The sequence below is a fragment of the Vibrio sinaloensis genome (assembly GCF_000808535.1).
Classification (GTDB): domain Bacteria; phylum Pseudomonadota; class Gammaproteobacteria; order Enterobacterales; family Vibrionaceae; genus Vibrio; species Vibrio sinaloensis_D.
This window is the reverse complement of record NZ_JWLV01000034.1, coordinates 1-23,248: the sequence shown is the minus strand read 5'-3', so window position 1 is coordinate 23,248 and position 23,248 is coordinate 1. Positions and strand designations below refer to the sequence as shown.

Below are 23,248 nucleotides of genomic sequence, written 5' to 3'. Positions count from 1 at the left end.
GGTTTCATTAACAAATTAAGCGTCATTGCTGCTAGTCAACTCGGCCTAAATGTTTACAACAACTATAAACAAGGAGATTGAAAGTATTCTTATGTACGGCGAAGAGGGTCAGGGCAGCGTTGCGCCGCCCTACAGGATTACTTCAAGAAACCAAGCTCGCGCATTAGGTCACCCATTTGCTTCTCTTGATCTTCAAGGAAGGCATAGAAGTCTTTGTCCGCTTTGTAGTTGTCGATCCAACCGTTACGGTCACGTACAACTTGCCATTGGTCGGTTTTGTACATCTTAGTCAGTGCGGCATTCCACTCGTCGATCTTCGCTTGCGAGGTGCCCGGAGCGGCGAAGAAACCACGCCAGTTCGCAAATACCGTTTCATTGCCATATTCGGTTAGCGTTGGAATGTTTGGTGCTGCGTCTAGACGTTTTGGTGCCGTCACTGCCAGTACTTTAACTTGGCCTGATTTTGACATCTCTAATACTTCGCCTAGGCCAGTAGACAGTAGCTGTGTCTCACCAGACAGTAGTGCCGCCATTGCTTTACCGCCTGCGTCGTAGGCGATGTAGCGCACTTTCTTCGCGTCAAAACCTTCGCCTTTGAATGCCGCTGCAACGACTAGATGATCCATACTGCCTCGAGCTGAGCCACCTGCGATTTTTACTTTACGCGGGTTGGACTCAAAGTCTTTCACCACGTCTTCCCAAGTGTTGTACTTAGAATCTGCGGAAGCGACGATCGCACCATAGTCAGCGATGGTTGCTGCTACAGGCGTCAGATCGCGGAATGATTGTGGGAAAATCCCCGTTAGCGAGCGTACAACGATTGGTGTTGAGTTCACCATAAGTGTGTCTTCTTGACGCTCTGCTGTCTCGATGAGGTGAGCAATCGCTTTACCGCCGCCGCCGCCCGATAGATTTTGGAATGAGACGTTTTCAACGATGTCTGATTTAACCAGAACATCACCTGTGCCACGTGCGGTCATATCCCAACCACCACCAGCACCACCAGGAATCAAAAAGTGGATTTTTTCTACATCTGCTGCAAAAGCGTTGAATGAAAAAGACGCAGCGATGATCGAAGCCGCTAGGGTTGGTTTTAGTACCTTAAACATGATTCACGTTCCTTATGTCGTGTGCGCTTCTCTTTGGAAGCGCACTTATCGTTATCAAGAATCTATCAACAAGGGAGGGAGACTTGCTAATAGATGGGTTTAAGGTTAATGGAGTGTTAAAACTCTGTCTGCAATGCGTTGATAAAAACAATAAAGGTCATTTAGGCGGTTTTGTTCATAAAGTTCACGCAAGAAAATAGGGAGAAACCAATTTGCGAAAAATGGCACTTTTTCTTTAAAGATGAGTGAGCTAGCACTAAAAGTTTGCATGTAGCGAATGAAAATAAAAAGAAAGTTATATGCAACTCCTACACTAATAGTGCTAGGTGACAACAACACAGTTTCGATTAGGAAGCCATGGAGGGTTCGCAGTTGGTCGGCTTAACACAAAAAAAGAAGAAGTTCTCGATACGATTTACGGTCGGAACCTTGTTTATCATCGCGACGATTGCGACGTCGCTGTTTGCGATTGCGCTTCAGTACATGTTTACCAAACAGATGTCTGAAGAGCATGTGCTTAATAAACTTGTCATGGCAACGAGCGATGTGAGTGAATACATTCAGCAGGTTGACCAGAATGCGAAAAGTAGTGCGCGAATCTTGAGCAACGTGTCCAATACGCTCAACCACACCTTCAGTGAAAAAGAAATTCGTACCTTATTGGTGCAAGTGCTTAAGGATAATCCACTGTTCTACAGCATCTATTTTGGCAACGAACAAGATGACTTTTACCAAATCATCAATTTAGAGTCATCGCCTATTGTTCGGCAACGTATTGAAGCGGCACCACAAGATCGTTGGGTAGTGATTAAGATATCAGGGCAAGAGCAAAACCGAGTTCGCCAGACGTTGTATTTCTCGGATGCATTTAAGTTGACTCAAGAACGCACAGAAACAAGTAATTATTTTCCCACGCGACGTCCTTGGTATGTGGGAGCCAGTGTTGAGCAAGTTTTTAAGACCGAGCCCTATCTCTTCAAGCATCTAAAGATTACCGGGCAGACCTATTCGATCCGTGCAAAGCAGTCAGTCATCGGCATCGATATTGTCCTGTCATCCATCAGTTCTAAATTGACACCTGCGGCATTGGGCTTACCGAAAGAATCAGGTGTTGAAGCGTATGTATTCCATCAATCGGGTGAAGTGATTGCGTCCAATCGAGTTATCCAGGCAAGCAAAACGTCAGTCGACACTTCACGGATTATACTCAGTGAACAGGAACAAGCCCTTATTGATGCGACGCCCGCGTTGCTTACCTCCAATCAGCTTGATTGGCGACCTTACGACTACGCGAAAGCAGGTGAGCCACAAGGTTACGCCATCGATTTGTTGCAATTAATGGCTGCCAAACTAGGTATCACTTTGGAGTTTGTGAATGGGTTTGATAGCCAGTCATTGCTGAATAAGTTAGAGAGCGACGAGCTGGATATTGTCCACTCATTGACGGACCTTTCTGCCGGCGCCTATCAATTGAAACTGTTTGAAACACCATTAGCGATGGCGACGCGCTCCGAGCAGTTGCCGAGTAAACCGGAGCGGGTGTTTGGTGTGTTGGCAGGTCATGACTTTTCTAAGCAGTTGAGACGAGTGGTCCCGGATGCCAACATCATTCAATTTGAAGAGAGTCAAGATGCTCGGCAAGCGCTAGTCAGTGGGAAAATCACAGTTTTGGTCGATGCGCAGCAAGCACTCGAGCAACTGCAAAAAACAACCTCTTTACCGATCCATTTGCATCCATTTTTTGACGATACTCAGATACCGTTTTACCTTGCCGTTAGCGCGCCGCATCGTCGGCTTATTCCGTTGTTTTCCAAAGCGCTTCAAAGCATTACGCCCGCTGAATACGCACAGTTGACCAACAAATGGTATCAGCAAGTTCGTGATAATCGTGTTCCCCACCATGAGTTGTTTGAATTGAGTCAATCAAGTTCGACACAAAACAGGATTCAAAAACGTGAACTCGATGGAGAGCAAGCGTTTTTGTACGTCAGCGAGCTCAACGGACAAGCGGGCGAGCAATCTGAGTACTTAGCCGTGGTTGTGCCTCAAGCATTAGTGATGGCCGAAGTCTATCAGCGATTATATACAACGGTTGGCGTGACCATGCTTGTGATGGCGGCATTACTGCCAGTATCCTGGATTTTTGGTTCACCAATAGTGAATCCTATTCGTCAACTCACTCAGCAAACGAAAAAGATAAAACAGCGGGACTTTGATCATGTTGAGCTGATCGACTCGCAGATTAAAGAAGTTTGGCACCTATCAAAGTCCATTCAAGAGATGGCAAATGAAATCAAACAGCGTGAACAGCAGCAACAAGCGTTTGTGGACGCCTTTATTCAGTTAATTGCGCAGGCGATAGATGACAAATCTCCTTACACCGCAGGGCACTGTAATCGTGTGCCTGAACTGGGTATGATGCTGGCAAACGCTGCTGAAGAAGCCTCTTCTGGCAAGTTTAAACCCTTCCGCTTTGAAAACGATAATCAGCGCCGAGAGTTTAAAATTGCAGCGTGGCTACACGACTGTGGAAAGATCACCACTCCCGAGCATATTGTCGACAAAGGGACCAAACTGGAAGCGAATTACAATCGAATTCATGAAGTCCGAATGCGCTTTGAAGTGCTCTGGCGCGATGCGGAAATCACTTTTTTGCAGAGCCAATTAGCGCAATCTATGGACAAGGATGAAGCGCTCGAGCAATTGCGTAACACTAAGCGTCAGCTGCAAGAAGACTTCGAATTTGTGGCGGCGGCGAATGTAGGAGGTGAGTTTATGAGTGAAGAAAAAGTGCTGCGCATCAAGCAGATAGCCACGCAAACTTGGCAGCGGCACTTTGATGATCGGCTGGGCTTGTCACCGTTTGAAGAATTAAATCGGACCCAGAGTCAAACTCGCCTTCCTGTTACAGAGAATTTACTCAGCGACCGACCTGAGCACATCATCAAACGCATCCGACCATTGGTGTTTGACCCGAGCTTCGGCATCAATGTCGATATCCCTGAGCATCAATACAATTTAGGAGAGATTTATAACTTGTCCATAAGCCGTGGCACGTTAACCGCTGAAGATAGGTTCAAAATTAACGAACACATGATCAGTGGTATTAAGATGCTCGAAGCGCTGCCTTTCCCTGCGGAGCTTAGCAAGGTACCGCGTTATGCTTCTACTCACCATGAAACCCTTAAAGGAACAGGCTATCCACGTAAGCTATCGGCAGAGGATCTCTCTATTCCTGAACGCATTCTGGTGATTGCCGATATATTTGAAGCCTTAACTGCCGCTGATAGACCATATAAGAAAGCCAAGCCCGTCAGTGTTGCCATTGATATCTTGCACAAAATGGCCATTGATGAACACGTCGATATGGACTTGTTTAAACTGTTTCTTGAAAGCGGCGTGTATCGAGACTATGCGGAACAATTCCTGCCTGAAGCGCAAATCGACGAAGTAGACATCAGCAAGTACTTTACGGAGCAAAAAGTCGCGTAGGAAGCAAACTGACCGAGCGAACCTTGGGCGATTTACAAGGTGCACCGTGAACTGGATAGCCGAAGTTGGCTAAGACCTTAGTCTAAATTGTCGACAATCTACTTGATTGTCGACAATCTTATAGTCTATTTTATATTCAAGTTAAGGAATTGTTGACACATTGCTAAAGTGTCTCATCGAGTTTGAGTATGAATGTAGAGCTAAAACCACACCACAAATCGGTCACGGGTGATAAAGAAAACACCAAGTCTGAATCGCTTACCGAATCCTTGGTTGAGGCGATTGTCAATGGTGACATCGAGCCCGGAAGTAAGATCTCAGAGCCAGAGCTGGCAAAGCGTTACCAAGTGAGTCGTGGACCGCTTCGAGAAGCCATTATGCGTTTGGAAGGACTCGGGCTGATCGAGCGAATTCCCCACGTAGGGGCGCGTGTGATCACCTTGTCGCCAGAGAAGTTGATTGAGCTGTACGCTGTTCGAGAAGCACTTGAAGGCATGGCGGCTCGATTGGCGGCTCGTTATATCTCTCAAGAAGAACTGCTCAGTTTAGAAACCTTATTGTCTACACATTCTCGACATATTGAAGAAGTCGAGGGATCGTCATATTTCCACCAGCATGGCGACTTTGATTTCCACTATCGAATCATTAAAGCCAGTCGAAACAGCAAGCTTGTCGGTTTGCTCTGCAATGAGCTTTATCACTTGCTGAGAATGTATCGTTACCAATCGCCAAGAGCTCAATCAAGACCGGTTGAGGCACTAAACGAACACAAATTTATTCTTCAGGCGATACGCTATCGCGATGAGGAGCTCGCTGAAATGTTAATGCGTCGCCATATTTCAGGCAGTCGCAAGTTAATTGAACAACAAATACTAACGGACTAGAGGATAACGTCATGAGTTTATCTCCGGGGGCGAAGTTTAGACTCGCTGTAGAGCAAAATGATCCACTGCAAATTGTTGGCACCATCAACCCTTACTGCGCCATGATGGCAAAGAACCTAGGTCATCAAGCGATCTATCTTTCTGGTGGTGGTATTGCCAATGCGTCTTACGGTTTGCCGGATCTCGGTATCACAACGCTAAACGATGTGCTGGTTGATGTAGACCGAATCACCAATGCGTGTGATTTACCGTTACTTGTCGACATCGACACCGGTTTTGGCGGCGCATTCAATATTGCACGTACCATTAAAACGATGGAAAAAGCAGGCGCAGCGGCGGTGCATATGGAAGATCAAGTGGCGCAAAAGCGCTGCGGTCACAGACCCAATAAAGCCATTGTTAGCCAACAAGAGATGGTGGACCGAGTCAAGGCAGCGGTTGATGCACGTAATGATGAAAGCTTTGTGATTATGGCGCGAACCGATGCATTGGCAGTAGAAGGGATGGACAGCGCCATTGAGCGAGCCATCGCGTGTGTTGAAGCGGGTGCCGACATGATTTTCCCAGAAGCAATGATCGAGCTTGAACAATACCAGCAGTTCTCGGCGGCTTTGTCTCAAGCGACAGGTAAGCATGTGCCTATCTTGGCGAACATCACTGAATTTGGTCAAACCCCACTTTACGGTGGAGAAGAGTTGGCGAAATCCAATGTTGATATGGTGCTTTATCCACTGAGTGCATTCCGAGCGATGAACAAAGCGGCGGAGATGGTCTACAAGCATTTGCTCGAGGTGGGTAACCAAGAAGCCTTACTTGATTCGATGCAAACAAGAAAAGAGCTATATCAGCACCTTAACTACCATGATTACGAAGATAAGCTCGACCAGCTTTTCTCTGAAGGAAAATAATCACAAGCGGAAGTCCAAGAAAACGCTAATAACTTAATCCAACAACGTGAAACGCCTGATAAAAATCACCCCATCCAAGAGGGTAAGCTCAGGCAGAAAAGGAGTTCTATCATGCCTAATGAACTAGGTGGAGCAGGCCTACGTGGCCAAAGCGCTGGAAGCACAGCTTTATGTACTGTCGGAAAAACGGGGACGGGTTTAACCTACCGAGGTTATGACATTACCGATCTGGCTAACAACGCCCAGTTTGAAGAAGTGGCGCATTTACTGTTGCGTGGCCACTTACCGAATCAACAAGAGCTTGATGCCTATAAGACTCGTTTGCTCAGCTTAAGAGGGCTACCCCAAGCGTTGAAAGACGCATTGGAGCTGATTCCGGCGCAAGCACACCCAATGGATGTGATGCGAACAGGGTGTTCTGTGCTGGGTAACTTGGAGCAAGAGCAAGACTTTTCGCAACAACTTGATGCCACAGAACGCATGTTAGCGTTATTTCCAGCGATCATCTGTTACTGGTACCGCTTTAGCCATGACGGCGTTCGCATCGAAACCGAAGATCAATCGCAAGACTGCCTAGGTGGTTACTTCTTGAAGATGCTCACGGACAAAGCGCCGAGCGAGCTACATAAACAGGTCATGCACTGCTCGCTGATCTTATACGCAGAGCATGAATTCAATGCGTCAACATTCGCCGCTCGAGTATGTGCCTCAACCCTGTCAGATATCCACTCATGTGTGACAGGAGCTATTGGGACTTTGCGCGGTCCTCTTCACGGCGGCGCTAATGAAGCTGCGATGGAAATGATTGAAAACTGGATGACGCCAGAAGAGGCGGAAGCCAATATCATGAAGATGCTTGCCAACAAAGATAAAATCATGGGATTTGGTCATGCGATTTACCGCGAAAGCGATCCTCGCAATGCATTGATCAAACGTTGGTCAAAAGAGTTGTCTCAAGCGGTGGGCGATACTCACCTTTACGCGGTTTCAGAGCGGGTGGAATCAGTGATGAAGCGCGAAAAGGGATTGTTCTGTAATGCGGATTTCTTCCACGCATCGGCGTATCACTTTATGGATATTCCAACCAAGTTGTTCACGCCAATTTTTGTCATGAGTCGACTGACCGGATGGGCTGCGCACGTCTATGAGCAACGTGCCAACAACCGAATTATCCGCCCAAGTGCCGATTACACAGGTCCAGATCATCAAGATTGGGTGCCAATCGACCAGCGTTAAAGACAGATGCGACCTCTCTTATCAAAGAGTCGATAAGAGAGGCGCCGCCCACATTGCATTGGAAGCATCACATGACTATAAACACACAATACCGAAAGCCGCTAGAAGGTACGCAGCTCGATTATTTTGATGCGCGCGAAGCGGTAAATGATATTTCCCCAGGTGCTTACGACACCTTGCCATACACTTCCCGAGTGCTTGCTGAGCAATTGGTTCGTCGCTGTGCCCCTGAGTCACTGACAGATAGCCTTAAACAACTCATTGAGCGAAAGCGTGACCTTGATTTTCCTTGGTACCCTGCGCGAGTCGTGTGTCACGACATTTTAGGTCAAACCGCGTTGGTGGATTTGGCTGGTCTGCGCGATGCGATTGCAGAGCAGGGCGGTGATCCATCTAAAGTGAACCCAGTGGTCGAGACACAGCTGATCGTCGATCATTCACTCGCTGTGGAGCATGCTGGCTTTGAACCGGACGCGTTCGAGAAAAACCGCGCTATAGAAGAAAGACGCAACGAAGATCGTTTTCACTTTATTGAGTGGTGTAAAACCGCGTTTGAAAACGTCAGCGTGATACCTGCAGGTAACGGCATCATGCACCAAATCAACTTGGAGAAAATGTCGCCCGTCGTTCAAGCCAAGCAGGGCATTGCTTATCCAGACACTTGTGTCGGCACAGATAGCCACACCCCCCATGTTGATGCGCTCGGCGTCATTGCTATCGGTGTTGGTGGACTAGAAGCGGAAACTGTCATGCTTGGTCGCCCGTCGATGATGAGGCTGCCGGATATTGTCGGAGTTCATTTAACTGGAAAGCGCCAGCCGGGCATCACCGCGACAGACATCGTCTTGGCAATTACTGAGTTCCTACGCCAAGAGCGGGTGGTTTCCTCTTACTTGGAATTTTATGGCGAGGGCGCTCGAGACCTGACCATTGGAGATCGCGCGACTATTTCCAATATGACACCGGAATATGGTGCGACGGCGGGTATGTTCTACATTGATGAGCAGACCATCAACTACTTAAAACTCACTGGGCGAGATGAACAGCAAGTCGCGCTTGTTGAGCAATACGCCAAACAGACTGGTTTGTGGGCCGATGATTTAGAAAGTGCTCAGTATGAACGAGTGCTTGAGTTTGACTTATCGTCAGTCACTCGCAACATGGCTGGGCCATCTAATCCTCACCGTCGTTTGCCTACTTCAGAGCTGCAAGCGCGCGGAATTTCCGGTGAATGGCAAGAAAAAGAGGGCGAACTGCCAGATGGTGCGGTGATCATCGCGGCCATTACCTCCTGTACCAACACCAGTAACCCACGCAATGTTGTGGCGGCGGGCTTGGTAGCGAAAAAAGCCAATGAGCTCGGTTTGGTTCGTAAACCCTGGGTCAAATCATCGTTTGCCCCAGGTTCAAAAGTCGCCAAGTTATATCTCGAAGAGGCAGGCTTGCTGCCAGAACTCGAGAAGCTAGGCTTCGGCATTGTTGCTTACGCTTGTACAACCTGCAACGGTATGAGCGGCGCGTTAGACCCGAAAATTCAACAAGAAATCATCGACAGAGACCTGTACTCGACTGCGGTTCTATCGGGCAACCGTAACTTTGATGGTCGAATCCACCCTTATGCCAAACAAGCGTTTTTAGCTTCTCCGCCATTAGTTGTGGCTTACGCGTTGGCAGGCACGATTCGATTTGATATTGAGCGCGATGCGCTTGGGCATGATGCTACTGGCAAACCCATCTATCTTAATGATCTTTGGCCAAGTGACGAAGAGATCGATGCGGTGGTTGGTAAGCACGTTAAGCCTGAACAGTTCAAGCAAGTCTATATTCAGATGTTTAAGCTAGACGAAAGTGAACGCAGTCAAAGCCCACTTTACGATTGGCGTCCAAAGAGTACCTACATTCGCCGTCCACCTTATTGGGAAGGCGCGCTTGCGGGTGAGCGTTCCTTGTCTGGAATGCGACCATTAGCGGTATTAGGTGACAACATCACTACTGATCACCTTTCTCCGTCAAACGCGATCTTAGCCAGTAGCGCGGCGGGTGAGTATCTAGCAAGTATGGGCGTCCCTGAAGAAGACTTTAACTCGTACGCGACGCATCGCGGCGATCACTTAACGGCGCAGCGCGCAACGTTTGCTAACCCGAAACTGTTCAATGAGATGGTCAAACAGGATGGCGAAGTGGTGCAAGGCTCTCTTGCTCGAGTCGAGCCCGAAGGCGAAGTGACCCGAATGTGGGAAGCGATCGAAACTTACATGAACCGCAAACAGCCACTGATCGTTGTTGCTGGGGCGGATTATGGACAAGGTTCATCGCGCGACTGGGCAGCCAAAGGCGTCAGACTCGCAGGGGTTGAAGCGATCGTTGCCGAAGGGTTTGAACGTATCCACCGAACCAATTTGGTTGGCATGGGGGTGCTACCGCTGCAATTTAAATCGGGCGTCAACCGTAAAACGCTTGAACTAGATGGCAGCGAAACTTACGACGTGTTAGGTGATATCCAACCCGGTACCGATTTAGCGTTAGTAATTACTCGCGCAAACGGCGAACGTGTCGATGTGCCAGTGACATGCCGTTTGGACACGGCAGATGAAGTCTCTGTATATCAGGCTGGTGGCGTATTACAGCGCTTTGCTCAAGACTTTTTAGCTCAATAACGGCTTGGGAGGCGACGAAATGAATAGATCGACACCAAGCCAAATCAAAGTGCCAGCAACCTACATGCGTGGCGGCACGAGCAAAGGCGTCTTTTTTAACTTGGCTGACCTGCCGATTGAGGCTCAACAGCCTGGAAAACAGAGAGATGACTTGCTGCTGCGCGTGATAGGCAGCCCAGATCCCTATGCGAAGCAGATTGATGGCATGGGCGGGGCGACGTCGAGCACCAGTAAAACGGTGATCGTCAGTAAAAGTACAACGCCAGACCATGATGTAGATTATCTGTTCGGACAGGTTTCGATTGATAAGCCGTTTGTCGATTGGAGTGGCAACTGCGGCAATCTGTCTGCTGCTGTCGGCCCATTTGCCATTCATGCGGGGCTTATTGAACCTGAGCGACTGCCAGACAATGGCATTGCTGAGATCCGTATTTGGCAGGTAAACATTCAAAAAACCATTATTGCTCATGTGCCAATTGTGAATGGGTTGGTTCAAGAAACGGGTGACTTCGAACTTGATGGCGTGACCTTTCCCGCAGCGGAAATTCAGGTGGACTTTGTCAAACCTGCGGACGGTGAGGGCAGTATGTTTCCAACTGGCAATATCACCGATGAGTTTGACGTCCCGGGGATTGGGACATTCTATGCCACATTTATAAGCGCTGGTATCCCGACCATTTTTATTGATGCAGAAGCCCTTGGTTACAGCGGAACCGAGCTTCAAGATGATATCAACAATGACGTAGATGCCTTGGCTAAGTTTGAAACTATTCGAGCTCATGGCGCGTTAAAAATGGGCTTGATTGGTACGCTCGAAGAAGCTGAAAGTCGCCAACATACCCCTAAAATTGCGTTTGTTTCACCGCCAAAAACCTATCTTGCGTCGAGCGGTAGTGAAGTGAACAAAGGTGAGGTAGACGTGTTGGTTCGTGCTCTTTCTATGGGCAAGCTACATCACGCGATGATGGGAACGGCCGCCGTTGCGATTGCATCCGCCGCCTGCGTACCCGGTACGGTGGTCAACCTTGCTGCTGGGGGCGGAGAAAAGCAGTCTGTGACATTTGGACATCCTTCGGGGACGTTGAAGGTGGGAGCGGCTGCGACACAAACAGAGTCAGGTTGGGTGGTCGACAAAGCCATAATGAGTCGAAGTGCTCGTATTATCATGGAGGGCTTTGTGCGTGTTCCCTCCACTATTTTTGAATAATTCACTTGCTGTAAAAGTGCAATGTCAGGACATACTGGAGGAAGCAATATGTCTGCATATCAACAACAATATCAATGGGCGCAAAACGAGCCGGAACAGTTTTGGCAAGCTCAAGCTCAACACATCGACTGGTTTGAGAAGCCGAGCACCATCTTAAACACCGATGAAAATGGTATCGAGCGCTGGTTTCCAGATGGCTTGCTCAATACCTGTTGGTTGGCTCTGGACTACCATTGTGAGCAAGGACGGGGCGATAATACCGCGTTGATCTATGATTCACCGGTTACTGGTCAAAAGATTCGATACAGCTACCATGAAATGCGCGATCAAGTGGCGAAAATAGCCGGCATGTTGGCAGCGCAAGGTGTCGAAAAAGGCGATCGCGTGGTTATCTATATGCCAATGATTCCTGAAGCGGCGATGGCGATGTTGGCTTGCGCGCGATTGGGCGCGATTCACTCTGTTGTCTTTGGCGGGTTTGCACCTAATGAGCTGGCGGTACGTATCGAAGACGCAGAGCCTAAAGTCATCATGACGGCCTCTTGCGGTATCGAAGTCAATAAAGTCATCCCCTATAAACCAATGGTGGACAAAGCGATTATGGATAGCCGCTGGAAGCCAGAAAACGTGTTTGTCCTTCAGCGTCCTCAACTGCAAGCTGAGCTAGGAAGCGAGCGCGACATTGACTGGCAGCAAGCCTATCAAAATGCGCTGCCTCATGCCTGTGTACCAGTGCTTTCGACAGACCCTCTTTACATTCTCTATACCTCTGGCACCACGGGTAAACCGAAAGGCGTTGTTCGAGACAATGGCGGCCATGCGGTTGCAATGAAATATTCGATGAGTGCTATCTACAACATGCCGCAAGATGGCGTGTTCTGGGCAGCATCGGATGTCGGTTGGGTTGTTGGTCACTCATACATTGTTTACGCGCCGTTGATTCATGGCTGCACTACTATTTTGTTTGAGGGCAAACCAGTAAGAACGCCTGATCCAGGCGCGTTCTGGCGAGTGTGTGAAGAATACAACGTGGACGTGCTTTTCTCTGCGCCGACGGCCTTTCGTGCGATTAAGAAAGAAGATCCAGAGGGTAAGTTCCTTGAACAGTATGACCTAACGGCACTTAAAACTATCTTTATGGCAGGCGAACGACTCGATCCACCAACCTTAGAGTGGGTAGAGTCCAAATCGCATAAACCGGTGGTTGATCACTGGTGGCAGACCGAGACAGGTTGGGCCATCGCAGGAAATCCGACAGGGATTGAATCTATGCCTGTCAAAGCAGGTTCGGCAACCAAACCCATTCCTGGATACCAAGTGGAAATTCTCAATGAGTTAGGTGAAGCTTGCGAGCCGAACCAACAAGGCTTTGTGGCTCTTAAACGTCCATTACCACCAAGTTGCTTGCCGACAGTGTGGCGTAACCACGACCGATTTGAATCAGGTTATCTAAGCCAGTTTCCGGGTTATTACGTGTCTGGGGATGGCGGCTATCTCGATGATGATGGTTATCTGTTCATTATGGGGCGGATTGACGATGTGATTAATGTCGCTGGCCATCGTCTGTCAACCGGAGAGATGGAAGAGATTGTTGGTGGCCACCCTGCGATTGCTGAGTGTGCCGTGGTAGGCGTTCACGATGAGCTAAAAGGGCAGCTTCCACTTGGGTTTGTGGTCTTGAAAGATGGCGTGAAAGTGGACGATCTTCAACTTGAGGGAGAGCTTGTTGGAAAAGTGCGTGATGAGATCGGCGCGGTAGCGTGTTTCAAACATGCACTTGTAGTCGAACGGTTACCCAAAACGCGTTCGGGTAAAATTCTGCGTCGTACTATTCGCCAAATTGCAGATGGAGAGCAGTACACGGTTCCTTCAACAATAGATGATCCAACCAGCTTGGATGAAATTTCCAAAGCGCTGCACAGTGAATCATAGTCATATAACCTTATACAGCGCCCGTGGCTCAAATAGCTCGCAACGAGTAGAGTGGGCGCTGAACTATAAAAATATCGATTATCAACGAGTGGAAGTTCTCTCTGAAGAGCTCACTTCATCCTATCTTGAGATTAATCCATTCGGATACGTCCCCGCTTTGGTGATGGGAGAGTTGCTGGTCACTGAGTCAATGGCGATTGCGGAATACTTAGAAGAACGTTTTACAGGCACTTCTTTGCTAGGTCATTCTATCGAGGAGAGAGCAAACATTCGCAGAGTCTGTGAGTTCGTGAACTCAACGATACACTCGCCTCAAAACCGAACGGTTCTCAGGTTTCTCCGTCCTGAGCTAGAAGAAAGTGCTAAGAAAGAACTCCGGGGGAGTTGGATTCATCAGTGCTTGCTGAAACTTGAGCCAACGGTTTGTTTGTCTTCTAGGTTCGCGGTGGGTGATCATTTTAGTCTCGCTGACATCTTTATTGCTTCGATATACAAAAAACTGCTTCAACACGGTGCAAAGCCAATAGACTTCTACACTGAACACTTGCAATACCTTCGTTCTCACTCATCGATCGCTGATTCTGAACCACTTTAGACGTTTGTAGGCAAGTGCGAGGAAGATTTGAATCGCAACATTGCCATCCAAGAGTTGGAACATGGTCAAAAATAGGCATCATGGCGATTGAGCAGTTTGCATACAAAATAGGTCAGTAGGAAGGGTAGTAGAAATGATATTGAATCATATTTCATTGGGTACTAATCACGTAGAGCGTGCGATTACGTTTTATGATTCGATACTCAAAACCTTGGGTGTGCATCGAGCACATACGATTGAAGGTGTGGCCGCAGCTTACGGAGAACAGTTTGAGTTCTGGATTGGTACGCCTTGTGATAGTCAACAAGCAACGCATGGCTGCGGTACTCATGTTGCGTTCAATGCGCCAAGTCGCGAGGCGGTCGACGCTTTCTATCAAAGCGCCATCGAGCTCGGTGCGCAGTGTGAGGGAAAGCCAGGGCTAAGACCAGAATATGGCGACACCTATTATGCGGCTTACGTAAAAGATTTGGATGGCAACAAGATTGAGGCGGTACATTTCTCATAATCCGGCGGTGATTTATTAAATCCAAGTCGAGCGTCATAAACGAGAATAGACTCCGATTTCAACCATGCCCTCTCGCATCAGAGGGCATTTTTGTTGATAATTTTCCGATAAATGCTCACACTGTCACTTTATTCGCTTCTCAAAAATATCTATGCAACGCCTATCAATAAGAGCTGCCAATCAAAACGACCTCGAACAACTCAACGAGCTTATGTATCTGCTTCATGATGAGCATCATCAGCAATCTCCCGAGTTTTTCAAAACTGCAGACGATATTGAGCAAGAAAAGAGCATTGCGCGTTACCTTGATAATCCAGAATGCCTTGTGTTTGTCGCTGTTCAAGAGGCGAACATCGTTGGATTTATTACGGGTCACTTTTGTGAATTGGTATCAACAGTCAGCAAGCCCGTTCAAATGGGCAGTATTGATGAGCTGTATGTTGTGCAGTCGCAGCGTCAAAATGGCGTTGCACAGGCGCTGTGCCAAACCATTGAGAAGCGATTTGAGGAGTATGGGGTGAGAGAGATGTTTGTAGAGGTTTGGGATTTCAACCGCCCTGCGAACAGATTTTACCAAGAACTGGGTTTTGTAAACCACATCAATTGGCTTCGAAAACCTTTAGGAAGATAAAACTAGAATGAATAATCGTTTCAACGGGCTGAGTTACTTTTTTTTAATTATTTTAAGCGTTATTGCGTTCTCGTCGTATGCGCAGAGCGAAGTGGGCAACGTAAAAGGCGCGGCGTGTATTATTCGCGCTGACAACAAACTCGTGATGGTACACGAGATCATTACCAAAAAACTCTCCCTCCCCGCAGGTCGAGTTGAGCCTGGCGAAGATCCCGCGATCGCGGCTCAACGCGAAACATGGGAAGAGACAGGTCTGGTTGTAAAGATTGATGGCGTGTTAGGTCGCACTAAAGATGCGGTTTTTTATGACTGTGTGTCTGAATCTGACATTGTGTCTTTCCAGTTCAACAATATCTACGATGGCTATGAGTTGCCAATATGGTTTGCTCCCCATTACGGTGTCGAGATCGCCTCAGCAATGCTTGTTAACCCAGACAATATTCCTGCGAGCGATTACCGCTATCCGGAGCAAATGGAGTGGGTATCTCAGTTAACCAAGAAGGCGACGGATCAGTCGGTCGTGTATGTGGGGAACTTGGTTGAGGCAGCCCCCGGCTTTAACCAGATTGAATTAGCTTGGATGCTTAAATTCCAGCACCTTGTTTTGTCTTTGCCTGAGAGTATCAAGGAGATGGTGCGTGGCGTCATCATGAGTGGCAACATGCTGTCAGAGCCCTTCCTGCTGATCATTTTGCTGCCGTTGGTCTTTTTGCGATATGGCAGAGCGTTTACTTATAAGATCTTTTTTGCTGTCACGGTGACCTCTCTGATGAGTCTTGTCGCCCAGCAAGGCTTTGCGTTTCCAAGGCCGCACGTGTATCTCCCCGCTGTAGAATTGGTGCAGACCTACGGTTACAGTTTTCCAAGCACGCCTGCCGCGATTTGGCTTTGTATTGGCGTTCTCATACTGAACGAAGAGAAGAAGCTCTCTTTGAATCCGACATCGTTGGGCTTTGCCGCGTTGATGGTTTGGTTAGGGATGGCTAAGTTCTACACCGGCTCTGCGTTTATGATCGATTTCGTAAGTGGTGCTTTGCTCGGATTCTTGTGCGCTTGGCATATCATTCGCTTGGAAGGCAAACAGGAAGTCAACGCTATTGAGTTACTTTCTTCGAAAGTAGTTTGGTTTATGCTTCTTGGAATATGTACTGTGATGGGGCTATTCTGGCCAAGTCCAATTGTCGTCTATTGGTTGGCGATTATCGTCACGGTGTTGGCATTGATTTTTGGCTTGAAAGAGGGAGAGGGCGTTAGAAAGAGTAGGACAGTCTATTTGTTGATCTTCGCTCTTTTGGCGGTCAACGTGGTTATCTCACTTGCGGTGAGCATGCTCTCCTTTAACACTATGCTGGCATTAAGCGTCGAGGCAGCAAGATACCCAGTGTTAATTCTGATGTTTGTTTTCGCTGTCGGGAAGTTCAAACAGGCTGCGTAGTGCAGCCTGCTCTTGTTCAATTAACCTTAAACTGAGAAACCAGCTCATCTAAGCGTTGGCATTGCGTCCCGAGTGAATCCAATGAGCGCTCAGCAGTGTCAACCGTTGTCACCATGCTATTGCTGTTGTGGGCAATTTTCTGGATGTTTGCATTGAGATCTTCACTGACGGCATTTTGCTGCGCTGCTGCCGCTGCAATCTGAGCATTCATCTCATTCATTCTACTGATTGCAGACAGAATCTCATGGAGCGAGTGAGTCGCGCTACTTGCTGAAGCGATGGTCTCTTCACTGCTTGCTTTACTTGCTTGCATCACTTTTACAGCTTGTTCTGCACCGGTCTGAAGTCGTTCAATCATCGCCTGAATTTGACCAGTACTTTGCTGTGTGCGGCTTGCTAGAGAGCGTACTTCATCAGCAACAACAGCGAAGCCTCTTCCTTGTTCACCCGCACGCGCCGCCTCGATCGCAGCATTCAATGCGAGCAAGTTCGTTTGTTCTGCAATTCCGCAAATGACATCAAGTATTGACGCGATGTTTGCCACATCTTGATCAAGTGTATGAATCACTGAGCTGGCGTTGTCTACGTCATCAGCCAGCCCTTGGATAGAGATAACCGTTGATTCCAATACTTGGTTCGTACTTTGAACTTCATCTACCGCGTTGCTGCTTGCTCCAGCAGCATCTGTCGCATTATCACTGACAGAAAGGCTTGTTGCCTGCATTTCATTGACCGCGGCAGCAACGAGTTCGCTTTCCTGCTGCTGCTGATTGGTCGATTCAGAAATCGACTGAGCAACGCTTGCTAAATGAAGCATCTCGCTACGAATGGACGCTGTGGTTTCAACAACTTGTTGGATTGTGGTTTGAATCTTAGTTGCGAAGAGGTTAAACGCTTCGCCAAGTTGACCGATCTCATCATTAGATTGGCTGACAATGCGTTGGCTTAAATCGCCGTCACCTGATGAAATCTCTCGCATCGCGCTGGTGATGTTCTCAATCGGTTTAACGATGACTCGAATCAGCAGCCAGCAGGTGACTACCGCTAGTATGATCACCAGTAGCGTGCCGATCTCTAAAGTCAGTTCAGCTTTTTGTTGTGCCAAAGTGTTTTCTGTTTGCGTTTTTTCGCGTGCTTCTTCAATAAGGTCTTTGACGACATTGAGCTGTTTGCGTACGGCAATAAACTGCTGTTCAAAGGTCTCTTTGTTTCTATCATATTGAAGTGACCAGTCCGCTTTAGGGAGAGTAATGAACTGCTCATAGCTTGCAAGCCAATCCTCACCTAAGGAGACGAGCTTCTCGACGTCTCTCGCTGCTGATTTTGGCAGAAGGCCTAACTCGATGAGTGAGTTGGCATGTCTCATCCTTGGTAGCGCTTTGTAGGCGTTGTCTTTGTATTCAAATAGGTGATGCTCGACTTCGTCATTGGATGACGCAAGCACCAAACCTTGCACTGCGGAAGTGGCTTGATAAAGATCGCGATAAGCATCTTCAATCGTGAACAAAGCGGGTAGATAATGTTGTTGGATCGAATCGGAAATCTTCGCTTGCTGCTGCGATGTCAGCACATTAAGCATAGAGCTAACGCTGAAAAGTAAGATGAGAAGAGAGAGTGGTAACACAATCTTCTTTTTGATCGATAAATTGGAAAACATAGTAGTAGCCTGTAACAATTGGAACAGACTTTATACTAACAATGCCTTTAGCGTATGTCGTTTAAGGTTATGATTTTTAACAATAAAAATTTCTATCGTAAGGATAAAAGGCAATAAAATTTATCCTATTTATTGCCTTTTGGTTAATCAGTTGAGTACAAACTCTTCGATGACTTTAGCAACGCCATCTTCATTATTGCTGGTGGTTATGTAATCGGCGATTTGCTTGGTTTGTGGCATGGCATTACTCATTGCAACGCCAAGTCCCGCATACTGAATCATATGGTGATCGTTTTCCGCATCCCCAACACAAATTACTTCGCTTTGGTTAATACCGAGAAACTCTGCAATAGCACTGACACCGACACCTTTATTACTATCTAGGTTAAGAAACTCAAGAAAAAACGGCGCGCTCTGTACGATGGTAAACTCGTTATGCAAATGGGCAGGGATTTGCTCTATTGCACGAGTTAGCTTGGTCGGTTCGCCAACGATCATCGCTTTGATGATTGGATGGTCATCTGTAAGAGTGTCGAAGGCCATTTCTGTTACAGGTACGCCATTAATCGTCGACTCGATATCCGTGTATTCGTTTTGTTTGGGTGTGATCAGACCATGTTCAACAGAGAATGCGTGGCAATCTAATCCTAAACTCTCAGCGAGCTTAGCGACTTGTTTAGCTTGTCGACCGTCAATCGTTGCTTGGTGAATCACTTTTCCAGAGCCGATTTCTTGCACGACAGAGCCGTTGAAGTAAACAACAAATTCGCCTTGTTCAGTTAGCCCCAGTTCACGCAATGCGCCTTTCATTCCGTCAAGTGGTCTTCCTGATGCCAACACGACTTTTACGCCTTGTTTTCGAGCGGCTGCGATGGCGTCTTTTGTTTTACTACTGATGGTTTTGTCGCTGGTTAACAGTGTCCCATCCATATCAAGTGCGATGAGTTTATACATAACTTACCTAAAATAAATACATCAAAGAGTCGCAGGATAAAGGTTAGTAAAGTAATGATCAATTTATGAAGAGGTTGACCTTCTAACCTAGGTCATTTAAGGTCTCCGTCCTGCAAAATTTTGCGATTAAGTTAGGCTGAGAGTAAGTTGTATAAAGTTAACGAGATGTTTGAAACCATTCAGGGGGAAGGGGTCTTTACAGGTGTCCCTTCTGTATTTGTTCGTCTTCAGGAATGTCCTGTGGGATGTGCTTGGTGTGATACCAAGCAAACGTGGGATGCAACACCACAAGATAAAACAAGTTTCTCTGAAATTATGAAAAAAACACAAGACTCGCCAACTTGGTGTCAATCATCAGCGCAAGGCATCGTAGACGAGTACCGTAATCAAGAGTATACCGCTAAACATATCGTGATTACGGGCGGAGAGCCTTGTATCTATGACTTAACACCGCTTACTGAAGCCTTCGAAGCAATTGGTTGCCAATGCCAAATTGAAACCAGTGGTACTTCTGAAGTACGAGCAACAGACAATACTTGGGTGACAGTGTCACCAAAGGTGGCGATGAAAGGAAAGCTGCCAGTTCTCGATTCCGCACTTGTTCGCGCCAATGAGATAAAGCATCCCGTCGCAACGCAAAAAGACATCGATCAACTTGATGAGCTGCTTGAGCGCGCTAAGGTTCCAGAGACCACTGTTGTTGCATTGCAGCCGATCAGCCAGAAGCCAAGAGCCACTCAGCTCTGTATTGATGTATGTGTAAAGCGTAATTGGCGCTTATCCATTCAAACTCATAAATATCTCAGCATCGCGTAAAGGATAATCAAGATGAAAAAAGCAGTCGTCGTGTTTAGTGGTGGTCAGGACTCAACCACGTGTTTAGTCAAAGCGCTAAAAGAGTTTGATGAAGTTCATGCCATTACCTTTGATTATGGCCAACGTCATAAGTTAGAAATCGAAGTGGCTGAGCAACTGGCAACCAAGCTGGGCGTGAAGGCGCATAAAGTAATGGATGTGGGTCTGCTCAATGAACTTGCGATCAGCTCTTTGACTCGCGATGACATCCCAGTTTCACACGAGTTGCAAGATAATGGATTGCCGAACTCATTTGTTCCAGGACGCAACATCCTGTTTCTTACTTTAGCGGGTATCTACGCTTATCAAATTGGTGCAGATGCTGTGATTACAGGTGTATGTGAGACTGACTTTTCTGGCTACCCAGATTGCCGAGACGAGTTTGTCCGTTCGATGAATAATTCTCTGGTTCTCGGCATGGATAGAACTTTTACTATTGAAACGCCGCTCATGTGGTTGAATAAAGCAGAAACATGGGCGCTGGCGGATCAGTATGACGCGTTGCAGCTCGTTCGTGAAAGCACTCTAACTTGCTACAACGGCATTGTGGGAGATGGTTGTGGAGACTGCCCTTCGTGTGATTTACGCAAGGCAGGTCTCAATGATTACCTATCCAACAAAGAAGCGATTATGTCTGAACTGGTGCGTAAGCAGAACTCTCAAGATAAATCGGCTCATTAAACGCGTCAATTGTACGGTTCTTGCCTGTTTGCTTCACTTGATACAAGGCTTGATCCAAGATCGAATAGAGCTCATCAAAGTCAGACAATGGCTTTGATGTGGCCAGGTAAGCCATACTGGCGGTGACATTTAGCTTTTGGCGGCTTTCAGATTGAAAATAGGCGGTCGATATCGAATTGTGCAGTTGTTCAACTTTGTCGGCGACATCGAGCTCATCGACTTTTGTCATCACAACGACAAACTCTTCCCCTCCCAAACGGCCAAATAGATCGCCAGTAGTACATTGATTCTTGATTGTCTCTGCCACTTTTCTCAGCGCTTTATCACCGGTTGGGTGACCATAAAGATCATTGATCTGCTTGAAATCATCCAAATCAAGTAAGATTACAAGATGCTTTAAGCGAGAATCACTGATTTTGGGTAGCAGCTTAATATCACGTATGGTCGATGCTCGGTTTTTCGCTCCGGTCACCGCATCGAGCTCCGCAACGTTTAGCGCACGCTTTCTCGAATAGGAAGAGAAGATCAACAAGCCAATAAGTGCAGCGCAGCCAGATGCAAAAATGTGGAATAATGACTTATATTCACTAAGTTCGTCTGCGAGTTGCTCGTTTTTCTCCATCAGATCAGACTGCTGGAGCTGCTGGATGTATTCTCTTTGAGCAGTCCCCAAAGCTAGGTAGGCAGATTGATGCTGTTTGTCACGTTTACTGATTTCAGCGGTCACGTAAGCTTGGTGATATTGCAAGGCTTTTTGATACTGTTTTTGAGCCTCGGCAATATCAGATAGGCTTTTCAGCGCGTCCCCTTTGAGAGGAGCACTGCCAATGGCATCCGCTAGGCTTAGGGCATTGTTGGCGAAGTCCTCAGCTCGAATGTGCATGGATTGTTTTTGGTATGCTTCAGAAAGAGTGAGGTAGATATCGCCCCTAATTTGGTCATTTCCTTGAATAGAGGCGTTTTCCAATGCTTCAAGTAAGAATGCGTTGCCCACATCGTAACTCTGCAATGCAATGTTCGCTTTGCCTAGCCCCAAAAGCGCATAAGTTAGCCCATAAACATGGTTGTATTTTACTAACGTGCGCCGTGATTGTTCGAAATGATGGATGGCGGATTCATAGTCTTGCGCACTAAGTAAAATATCCCCCATGCTGTGGTGGGTTTGCGCCAAAAGGAGTTCGCTTTTTGAGTCACTACGAAGTTTTAAAGCGATATTGGCATACTCTTTTGCCAGTGGCAGGTTACCAAGGTTTTTGAGTAGCAAGGAAGCATCATTATATACGCCTGATGGATCGACATGGCTCGGTATGATGGCGAGGTATTCTTGATAAGCTTTCAGTGCGCTCTGATAATTCCCTAAATACTCTTGGTTGTTTGCGATAACGCGAAGCGCAAGATATTTCGGTAGCGTAGAGTGGCGGCTATCGTCCAAATGCGTGTTAAGTGAAGAGCAATAGAGTGCGGCTTTGTGGAACTGGCCCTGCCTATTGAGTGAGCGGCATAGATGATACTCAAACAATATTTTGCCATTGAGATTGTTGGTTTCCATCGCATGGCGCAAAAGGGTTAAGTAGCCTTGTTTCGCTGCTCCAAACTTCAAGTGCTCTTCACTGTTGAGAGCGGAAATGAATGTTTGCTCAAGACGAGAATACTCCTCTTGATGAGGGATTTGATTTCCATGGTAAGGCTGGCCACGCAAGATCATGAATCCGTGAATTTTTGAGCTGACATACAGCTTCTCAATGCTTGGAGGAAGAGCATTGTAGCGATCCTGCAGCATTGCTAGCGCTCGCTGTTCATCGGATGCTAATACTTGATTGTAGGCTTGTTCCCAACTTGCAAGGTCATCTTGCGCAAGAGTCATGGGAGATAGCAGCAAAGTAACGAGTGTTAACCTAGAAAATAGACGTGTCATCATTATAGTTTTATTTAGATTTTGACGTCATTTTAGTACTGACCGTCATTAACGCACAATATGTGGTTATCGGAAGGTTGAGAAATTGCGAGGTAGGATCGTTTCGAATAAACAAAAGCGCCCGTTAGAGCGCTTTCGATGTTAGTTAAGGTAAAGCTTTGCTAGATCACTTGGCTCTAGCTCTTTGCCCTCAAGCGTTGCGTTCCAGTTGGTGCCAACCAAAACGCCATCTTCTGCAAGCGTTAGTAGCCAATCTTCGACAAAAATATCGAGAGGGATTTCTAAAACTTCGAAATCCGCCCACTCTTCAACATTGTGAGCGACGGCATCTTCTTTCGCAGACCAGAATGGCATAACTTCGCTATTTTCAAATTCTGTTGAGTCACACGATAGCCAACCTTCTTCATTGCGTAATCCCCAAACCAGTTTGTTTTGTTTGCTTTCAGCAACGAAAAGATCAAGGTTTGCTTGAATGTCTGAAGTTAATTTACTCATGAGGTTATTCTCTTAATTGCAATCGGGGATAGGGTAGCACTGATGGCGGATAATCAAAAATAAAAAGGGAGCTTTACGCTCTAATGCCGTTCACTTA

18 protein-coding genes are annotated in these 23,248 nt (G+C 47.1%); 13 read left to right on the top strand and 5 right to left on the bottom strand.

What is annotated here, in order from left to right; all coding sequences use genetic code 11:
* Window positions 1-137 precede the first annotated feature (137 nt).
* Entirely contained in the window at window positions 138-1,109 is a 972-nt protein-coding gene (locus RJ47_RS14730; protein ID WP_038138167.1) for a tripartite tricarboxylate transporter substrate binding protein, read from the bottom strand.
* A gap of 357 nt (window positions 1,110-1,466) precedes the next feature.
* On the opposite strand from RJ47_RS14730, the gene RJ47_RS14725 reads away from it, so the two are divergent.
* The 11 genes from RJ47_RS14725 (at window position 1,467) to RJ47_RS14675 (ending at window position 16,594) form a co-directional block, all read left to right on the top strand.
* Window positions 1,467-4,601, top strand: coding sequence for an HD domain-containing phosphohydrolase (locus tag RJ47_RS14725; protein WP_052237961.1), 3,135 nt, complete (start codon window positions 1,467-1,469; stop codon window positions 4,599-4,601).
* Between the two features lie 188 nt (window positions 4,602-4,789).
* Window positions 4,790-5,485 carry a GntR family transcriptional regulator gene (locus RJ47_RS14720; RefSeq protein ID WP_039484743.1) on the top strand — a complete coding sequence of 232 codons (696 nt, stop codon included), beginning with the start codon at window positions 4,790-4,792 and terminating at the stop codon, window positions 5,483-5,485.
* 11 nt (window positions 5,486-5,496) lie between these two features.
* Entirely contained in the window at window positions 5,497-6,393 is an 897-nt protein-coding gene (gene prpB, locus RJ47_RS14715; RefSeq protein WP_039484740.1) for a methylisocitrate lyase, read from the top strand.
* Window positions 6,394-6,504: 111 nt separating this feature from the next.
* Window positions 6,505-7,629, top strand: coding sequence for a bifunctional 2-methylcitrate synthase/citrate synthase (gene prpC / locus RJ47_RS14710; protein ID WP_039484737.1), 1,125 nt, complete (start codon window positions 6,505-6,507; stop codon window positions 7,627-7,629).
* Between the two features lie 71 nt (window positions 7,630-7,700).
* Complete coding sequence (gene acnD, locus RJ47_RS14705) at window positions 7,701-10,286, top strand: Fe/S-dependent 2-methylisocitrate dehydratase AcnD (RefSeq protein ID WP_039484735.1); 2,586 nt, start codon at window positions 7,701-7,703, stop codon at window positions 10,284-10,286.
* A gap of 19 nt (window positions 10,287-10,305) precedes the next feature.
* Window positions 10,306-11,493 carry a 2-methylaconitate cis-trans isomerase PrpF gene (gene prpF, locus RJ47_RS14700; protein WP_039484732.1) on the top strand — a complete coding sequence of 396 codons (1,188 nt, stop codon included), beginning with the start codon at window positions 10,306-10,308 and terminating at the stop codon, window positions 11,491-11,493.
* Between the two features lie 48 nt (window positions 11,494-11,541).
* Window positions 11,542-13,425, top strand: a complete 1,884-nt coding sequence (locus tag RJ47_RS14695) for a propionyl-CoA synthetase (protein ID WP_039484728.1) — start codon at window positions 11,542-11,544, stop codon at window positions 13,423-13,425.
* On the top strand, window positions 13,415-14,020 hold the full coding sequence (locus RJ47_RS14690; RefSeq protein ID WP_231565959.1) for a glutathione S-transferase family protein: 606 nt from the start codon (window positions 13,415-13,417) through the stop codon (window positions 14,018-14,020). The genes RJ47_RS14695 and RJ47_RS14690 overlap by 11 nt, the downstream gene beginning before the upstream one ends.
* Before the next feature lie 133 nt (window positions 14,021-14,153).
* Window positions 14,154-14,528 (top strand): VOC family protein, encoded by a 375-nt coding sequence (locus RJ47_RS14685; protein WP_038192127.1) that lies wholly within the window; start codon window positions 14,154-14,156, stop codon window positions 14,526-14,528.
* 151 nt (window positions 14,529-14,679) lie between these two features.
* Window positions 14,680-15,159 (top strand): GNAT family N-acetyltransferase, encoded by a 480-nt coding sequence (locus RJ47_RS14680; protein ID WP_039484725.1) that lies wholly within the window; start codon window positions 14,680-14,682, stop codon window positions 15,157-15,159.
* 7 nt (window positions 15,160-15,166) lie between these two features.
* Entirely contained in the window at window positions 15,167-16,594 is a 1,428-nt protein-coding gene (locus RJ47_RS14675) for an NUDIX domain-containing protein (protein WP_039484723.1), read from the top strand.
* Window positions 16,595-16,610: 16 nt separating this feature from the next.
* On the opposite strand, the gene RJ47_RS14670 is transcribed toward RJ47_RS14675, so the two are convergent.
* Together RJ47_RS14670 and RJ47_RS14665 are read right to left on the bottom strand one after the other, a co-directional pair.
* The gene (locus RJ47_RS14670) at window positions 16,611-18,251 is read right to left on the bottom strand and encodes a methyl-accepting chemotaxis protein (protein WP_039484720.1); all 1,641 of its coding nucleotides are present in this window, start codon (window positions 18,249-18,251) and stop codon (window positions 16,611-16,613) included.
* A gap of 147 nt (window positions 18,252-18,398) precedes the next feature.
* Window positions 18,399-19,205 (bottom strand): Cof-type HAD-IIB family hydrolase, encoded by an 807-nt coding sequence (locus RJ47_RS14665; protein ID WP_039478341.1) that lies wholly within the window; start codon window positions 19,203-19,205, stop codon window positions 18,399-18,401.
* Window positions 19,206-19,370: 165 nt separating this feature from the next.
* Here RJ47_RS14665 and queE point away from each other — a divergent pair, with 165 nt between their 5' ends.
* Together queE and queC are read left to right on the top strand one after the other, a co-directional pair.
* Entirely contained in the window at window positions 19,371-20,021 is a 651-nt protein-coding gene (gene queE / locus RJ47_RS14660) for a 7-carboxy-7-deazaguanine synthase QueE (protein WP_039484717.1), read from the top strand.
* Window positions 20,022-20,033: 12 nt separating this feature from the next.
* Window positions 20,034-20,741 (top strand): 7-cyano-7-deazaguanine synthase QueC, encoded by a 708-nt coding sequence (gene queC, locus RJ47_RS14655; RefSeq protein ID WP_039484714.1) that lies wholly within the window; start codon window positions 20,034-20,036, stop codon window positions 20,739-20,741.
* Here queC and RJ47_RS14650 read toward each other — a convergent pair.
* Together RJ47_RS14650 and RJ47_RS14645 are read right to left on the bottom strand one after the other, a co-directional pair.
* Window positions 20,689-22,659 (bottom strand): GGDEF domain-containing protein, encoded by a 1,971-nt coding sequence (locus RJ47_RS14650; RefSeq protein WP_039484712.1) that lies wholly within the window; start codon window positions 22,657-22,659, stop codon window positions 20,689-20,691. The two genes, queC and RJ47_RS14650, sit on opposite strands and share 53 nt — an antisense overlap.
* A gap of 138 nt (window positions 22,660-22,797) precedes the next feature.
* Entirely contained in the window at window positions 22,798-23,151 is a 354-nt protein-coding gene (locus RJ47_RS14645) for a DUF2750 domain-containing protein (RefSeq protein WP_038192139.1), read from the bottom strand.
* Window positions 23,152-23,248: the final 97 nt, after the last annotated feature.

Excerpts from the sequence above, each read along its gene's own strand:
- queE (WP_039484717.1), top strand. The coding sequence starts at position 19,371 with ATGTTTGAAACCATTCAGGGGGAAGGGGTCTTTACAGGTGTCCCTTCT.
- prpC (WP_039484737.1), top strand. The coding sequence starts at position 6,505 with ATGCCTAATGAACTAGGTGGAGCAGGCCTACGTGGCCAAAGCGCTGGA.
- acnD (WP_039484735.1), top strand. The coding sequence starts at position 7,701 with ATGACTATAAACACACAATACCGAAAGCCGCTAGAAGGTACGCAGCTC.
- RJ47_RS14670 (WP_039484720.1), bottom strand. The coding sequence starts at position 18,251 with ATGTTTTCCAATTTATCGATCAAAAAGAAGATTGTGTTACCACTCTCT.
- RJ47_RS14725 (WP_052237961.1), top strand. The coding sequence starts at position 1,467 with ATGGAGGGTTCGCAGTTGGTCGGCTTAACACAAAAAAAGAAGAAGTTC.
- queC (WP_039484714.1), top strand. The coding sequence starts at position 20,034 with ATGAAAAAAGCAGTCGTCGTGTTTAGTGGTGGTCAGGACTCAACCACG.
- RJ47_RS14645 (WP_038192139.1), bottom strand. The coding sequence starts at position 23,151 with ATGAGTAAATTAACTTCAGACATTCAAGCAAACCTTGATCTTTTCGTT.
- prpB (WP_039484740.1), top strand. The coding sequence starts at position 5,497 with ATGAGTTTATCTCCGGGGGCGAAGTTTAGACTCGCTGTAGAGCAAAAT.
- RJ47_RS14730 (WP_038138167.1), bottom strand. The coding sequence starts at position 1,109 with ATGTTTAAGGTACTAAAACCAACCCTAGCGGCTTCGATCATCGCTGCG.
- RJ47_RS14650 (WP_039484712.1), bottom strand. The coding sequence starts at position 22,659 with ATGATGACACGTCTATTTTCTAGGTTAACACTCGTTACTTTGCTGCTA.
- RJ47_RS14665 (WP_039478341.1), bottom strand. The coding sequence starts at position 19,205 with ATGTATAAACTCATCGCACTTGATATGGATGGGACACTGTTAACCAGC.
- RJ47_RS14720 (WP_039484743.1), top strand. The coding sequence starts at position 4,790 with ATGAATGTAGAGCTAAAACCACACCACAAATCGGTCACGGGTGATAAA.
- prpF (WP_039484732.1), top strand. The coding sequence starts at position 10,306 with ATGAATAGATCGACACCAAGCCAAATCAAAGTGCCAGCAACCTACATG.
- RJ47_RS14680 (WP_039484725.1), top strand. The coding sequence starts at position 14,680 with ATGCAACGCCTATCAATAAGAGCTGCCAATCAAAACGACCTCGAACAA.
- RJ47_RS14685 (WP_038192127.1), top strand. The coding sequence starts at position 14,154 with ATGATATTGAATCATATTTCATTGGGTACTAATCACGTAGAGCGTGCG.
- RJ47_RS14675 (WP_039484723.1), top strand. The coding sequence starts at position 15,167 with ATGAATAATCGTTTCAACGGGCTGAGTTACTTTTTTTTAATTATTTTA.
- RJ47_RS14695 (WP_039484728.1), top strand. The coding sequence starts at position 11,542 with ATGTCTGCATATCAACAACAATATCAATGGGCGCAAAACGAGCCGGAA.